Below are 4724 nucleotides of genomic sequence, written 5' to 3'. Positions count from 1 at the left end.
ACAGAAGTGCATTGTCCGTCAATCCCGGATGCAAGGAGCTCTCCTGTCCTCCACTCAACTCACGAGGTAGCGTCGGGTGTGGACCCACAGCTTGAGTTGGCCGCCAAAGGCAGTGCGGTGGCATTCGTAGCCTTGGGGAATCTCATCGCACTGCCCCGCATAGGTCACCACGCGTGCGCCCACCGGGAGCTCCGAGAGCTGGGCCGAGACATAGCGGGTGTAGATGTCGTACAACTGCGCCTTGAGCTCGACCGTTGCGTCGATCTGGTAGGCCTGGCGGACATTTTCCTCGAACGGATTGAAAATGTAAAAGGCGTCGTAGTCGGCGAAGTCCACAGCGGTGATGTTGCCGTGCACGATCTGCACGCGGGGAATGCCCGACCTGTCGATGAGATCACGGGCAATGCCGACCAGTTCACCCCGCTGTTCGACGCCCGTAAAGACGCCTTTCGTGGTGGCCGCCCCGATCACGCAAAACTTGCCAGGACCGCAACCCACGTCGAGCACCCGGGTGCCAGCTTTGTTCACCAGTAGAGAGGCGGCTTTTCTGGCGACCTCCGCCGGGGTCCAGTGCCAGGGTGAGATCTCCCGCACCTCCTTGGGATAGAGGCTGTCAAAGGAGTCGTCCTCGATGGAGTGAAGAAAACCCGCATCCCACCCAGTGGAGGATGAATCCGGCGGGTCTGCGAATGATAGAGTCATAGAAGGAGGAGGCCAGGACAAGGCCTCACTCAGCTGGCGGTACCGCATGTCTGGAGATCACGGCCTCCAGTTCCTGAATACGTACGGGTTTGGTCAAATGGGCTAAAAATCCCACAGAGGTACTGCGGGAAATGTCTTGCTCCATGCCATAGCCGGTCAAGGCAATGGCCCGGATGCCATACTGGGCGTGGAGCTCCTCCATAAGGTCATAGCCGTTGCCATCAGGCAGTCCGATGTCGGAAATCATGAGGTCGAAGGTGTGACAGGCCGCTGCCTGCCGGGCTTCTTCGACGCAGGCCACATTGGTGATGCGGTGCCCTCTGCGTGTCATCAGCACCGTGAGAGCCGCACGGGTGGGTTCGTGATCTTCGACAATCAAGATGTGCAGCGGTGGGCATTTGCCACTGGCAGCGAGAGCTCCTGGCGCCGTCAAAGGACGGGCTCTGGGAGAAGCGGGTGCTTGGGCGATTCTCCCGGCATCCGATTGAAGGGGAATCCGCACCCTGAAGGTGGCACCGGCATTCCGGCCCTCGCTGAACGCCGTGATCTTCCCAGAGTGCATTTCCACCAGCATCCTGGAGATGGCCAATCCCAGGCCCAGGCCCCCAAAACGATGCGACCCATTGGGCCAGGAGTGTTCGCCTTGGGCAAAGGCGTCGAAGACACTGGACAGCTCTTCTTCGGACAGCCCGATGCCATCGTCCTGCACCTCGACAGTCACCCAGCCCTCTTTGACGTAGGTGGAAACAACAATTCTGCCGTTTTCAGGGGTGAACTTGACGGCATTGTTGAGCAAATTCCAAAAAATTTGCTGAAGGCGTACTGCATCACCGAGCACGTACGGTCCCTCGCCATCAAGGGACAGTTGCAGCCGCAAATGCTTCTTGTCCGCTTCGCCTTTTATGCTGGTGAAGGCATCCCGCAGGACATCATGCACATCCAGCCTACGGAGTTCCAGCGAGAGCTTGCCCCGGCTGATGCGTGTGATGTCCAGCAGGTCGTCGATGAGACGGGCCTCAAGATCCACGTTCTTGCGGATGGTATGGAAATCCGCCCGCACTTCATCCGGCAGATCCGGGTTGGCGGCCGCTTCGCTCGCGAGGAGCAGCACGGGATTGAGCGGAGTCCGTAGCTCGTGGGAGAGCCGGGCCAGGAACTCGTCCTTGGCACCGGAGGCAGCTAGCGCCTGGTCCCTTGCCACCTTGAGTTCCTGCTCAGCACGTTTTCGTTCCGTGAGATCGGTCAACACGGCAACGACGCCCACCACCTGTCCGTCAGCATCAAGCTCCGCCTTATAGACGACGTGAATCCACCGCGGGCCCAGTTCTTCGTAGGGCAGTTCTTTTTCAAACTCTACTCGCTGCCCCTCAAAGGCAGCGGTCAATTCTGGCAAGGCAGTGAGATAGGCCTTTTCGCCAACAATTTCCGTGACGTGACGACCAATGACGTCCTTCACTTCCCGGCCATATCGCTCGGCGTAGGCACGGTTCACGAACTTGTAGCGGTGCTCGCGATCCACCTGCGCGAGCAGGACGGAGGCGTGGTCCGTCACCAGGCGGAGTTGAGTTTCACTGGAGCGCAGCGCATCCTCGGCGCGTTGCCGGTCGGTGGCCTCCCGCTCAAGCTGGCTCACATGTTCTTCGAGCTGGGCGTTTTTGTCTGCCAGCGCCCGCCGCTGGCTCTCCAGTTGCCGCTGGATGCCCGCTTTCTCCATTGCGTTCTCCACCGCCCGCCGCAGGGCAAACCCGTCTGCCCCATTCTTCTCCAGATAGTCATGCGCGCCGTTTTGAAGCGCCTTCACCGCGATGGAGATTTCCGCCGCCGAGGTGAGCATGACGATGCCGAAGGTGTGATTTCCATGAACTTCGACGATCTGCCGGACAAAGTTCAGTCCGTCCATTTCCGGCAGGTGAAAATCCACAAGCACGCAGTCAGGCAGCTCTTTCGCCAGCAGCGCCGCAGCCTCAGCGGCCGTCTCCGCCTCGCTGACATCATACTCGCGGTGGGCTCCGCGAGTGAGGTGACGCCGGAATACCACACGATCCGTGGGAGAGTCATCCACGATGAGCACACGCACAGAGCGGCTTCTGATTTCTGCCATGGGAAGGGTCAAGATCCGGAGGGCGAGGCAGGCAGGCTGCCGGACGCTGGAGGCAGCCGGACTGCCTCTAGCCAGTAGGCGACAAGCATTTCCACCCCTCGCTTGAACGCGGTATAGTCCATTTCCTTCACGTGATACGAATTCGCGCCATTTTCATAACACCAGGCGATGTCCTGTGGATTGCTCGATGTTGAGAAGATCACCACGGGCACCGTCTTAAAGCGGGGATGTTCGCGGACTGCAGTGAGCACCGTCCGACCGTTTAGGCCAGGCAGGTTGAGGTCCAGGACGATGAGGGAGGGCAGCTCCGGGGGCGTCCGATCCGGGATCAAAGGCGCACGCATCATGGCCAGGACCTGCTCGGCTGAAGTGCATCGCTGGAGACGGGCAGGAGCGTTTGCGCGGCGCAAGATGCGCTCCAAAGCCACGAAGTCTTCGTCGCTGTCTTCTACGACCAGAAACGACGGTTGGGTGGAGCTAGGGGGCATGTGGAGAAACGACCGGCAGGGTGAAGGAGAAGGTCGTGCTGACCCCTGAGACAGAGTCGATCCAGATATTTCCTCCATGACGCTCTACGATCTTTCGGACAATGGTCAAGCCCGCTCCGATCCCACCACCGTACTCATTCCGGCCGTGCAGCCGTTTGAAGATCTGGAATACGATGTTGCGATGTTCTGGAGCGATGCCGATGCCATTGTCACGTACATGCAGTTCGCATTCTGTCCCGTTGGCGGATGTTTCAAAGGTGATAATCACCTCTGGGACCGGCTTGTCATTGTATTTGATCGCATTGCTGATCAGGTTGGTAAAGAGTTCGCACAGCCGGTCAGTGTCCCCCTGCACGGTCGGAAGAGGTCGGGGGATGGTGATCCTCAGACCGCTTTCCTGGACTCGGGAAATCAGGAATTCCAGAGCATCAGCCACGCAATCATTGAGATCGACGGCGGAATTCTGAATCTCTTGCCGGGAGAGCCGGGAGTAGTGCAGGAGGGAATCCAGCAGCATTTCCATGCGGTCCGCCAGGCGCATGACCGTGCGGGTGTAACCTTTGGCCTCGTCTGCGAGAATGTCGCCAAAGTCCTCCAACAGGAACTGTGAATAGTTGCGAATGCCTCGCAGGGGCTCCTTGAGGTCGTGAGAAGCCACGTAGGCAAAAGAGTCCAGCTGGCTGTTCCTTTCCTGGAGGTCAGCATTGAGGCGTACCAGTTGTTCTGTGTGACGGACAAAATGCTCCAGGATGGATTGACGGAGCTGGCGGGCGGCGTCGTACTCGCAGGTCAGCCACGGACGGGAGCGTCCTTTCACGGTCTCCTTCCAGAGGGCAAAGGACTTGCGCGGTGTCAGCCGGTCGCCGTTCGGGCCCACTGTCACTGCCTTGGCCGGTTCTCCAGCCCAGTTGACGGTCTGGGTCTCCTCCTGCCGGAACCAAAACAAGTAGGCGTCGGCCTGCTTGGAAAGACGGACAGACAGCGTGCCGCTGGCGTCGCGGCATGATTCCGCGAGATCGGGGAATCGCTCCCCGAGTCGGTCGGTACTCCAGACGGCCTCTTCCACTTCGCGGCCGAGCCGGGTCGCAAGGTGACGAATCAACTCCTCTTCTGGAGTGATCCCATACAGGTGGACTTGGTGGTTGAAGAGCAGTGCAGCACCGGTGGCTTGAATGCCTCCGATCATGCCCTGGGGTGGGCAGCGCAAGGCTTCAGGCAGGGATGGAGCTGCCTGCAGTTCAGCCACGAGTGCCTGGTGCTCGCGATGGAGGGCTTCTGCGTAACTGTGCTGATCTGCAGCTTCTTTGCCCGCCACTTGAAGGGAAAGGGTGTGGGCAAGAAACTCGCAAGCCATCCTGGTGCCGTGCGACACGTAGCGCGGCGAATAGTGATGACAGGCAAACAGCCCCCAGAGACGGTCATTCACCACAATG

At 59.6% G+C, this 4724-nt stretch carries 4 protein-coding genes; all 4 read right to left on the bottom strand.

All coding sequences use genetic code 11. The features are described 5' to 3' along the window. Positions 1 to 54: 54 nt before the first annotated feature. Positions 55 to 702 (bottom strand): class I SAM-dependent methyltransferase, encoded by a 648-nt coding sequence (locus BV034_RS18555; protein WP_050028489.1) that lies wholly within the window; start codon positions 700 to 702, stop codon positions 55 to 57. Positions 703 to 727: 25 nt separating this feature from the next. Beyond that, complete coding sequence (locus BV034_RS18550; protein ID WP_050028488.1) at positions 728 to 2803, bottom strand: response regulator; 2076 nt, start codon at positions 2801 to 2803, stop codon at positions 728 to 730. An 8-nt stretch (positions 2804 to 2811) separates the two neighbouring features. Continuing rightward, positions 2812 to 3291 (bottom strand): response regulator, encoded by a 480-nt coding sequence (locus BV034_RS18545; RefSeq protein WP_050028487.1) that lies wholly within the window; start codon positions 3289 to 3291, stop codon positions 2812 to 2814. Beyond that, positions 3281 to 4724: ATP-binding protein (locus BV034_RS18540; RefSeq protein ID WP_265593161.1), on the bottom strand; the 1444-nt coding region annotated here is incomplete at its 5' end. The genes BV034_RS18545 and BV034_RS18540, both read right to left, overlap by 11 nt.

This window comes from Verrucomicrobium sp. BvORR034, from assembly GCF_000739635.1.
Taxonomy (GTDB): Bacteria; Verrucomicrobiota; Verrucomicrobiia; order Verrucomicrobiales; family Verrucomicrobiaceae; genus Verrucomicrobium.
This window is presented reverse-complemented; position numbering and strand designations above follow the sequence as displayed.

Excerpts from the sequence above, each read along its gene's own strand:
- BV034_RS18555 (WP_050028489.1), bottom strand. The coding sequence starts at position 702 with ATGACTCTATCATTCGCAGACCCGCCGGATTCATCCTCCACTGGGTGG.
- BV034_RS18550 (WP_050028488.1), bottom strand. The coding sequence starts at position 2,803 with ATGGCAGAAATCAGAAGCCGCTCTGTGCGTGTGCTCATCGTGGATGAC.
- BV034_RS18545 (WP_050028487.1), bottom strand. The coding sequence starts at position 3,291 with ATGCCCCCTAGCTCCACCCAACCGTCGTTTCTGGTCGTAGAAGACAGC.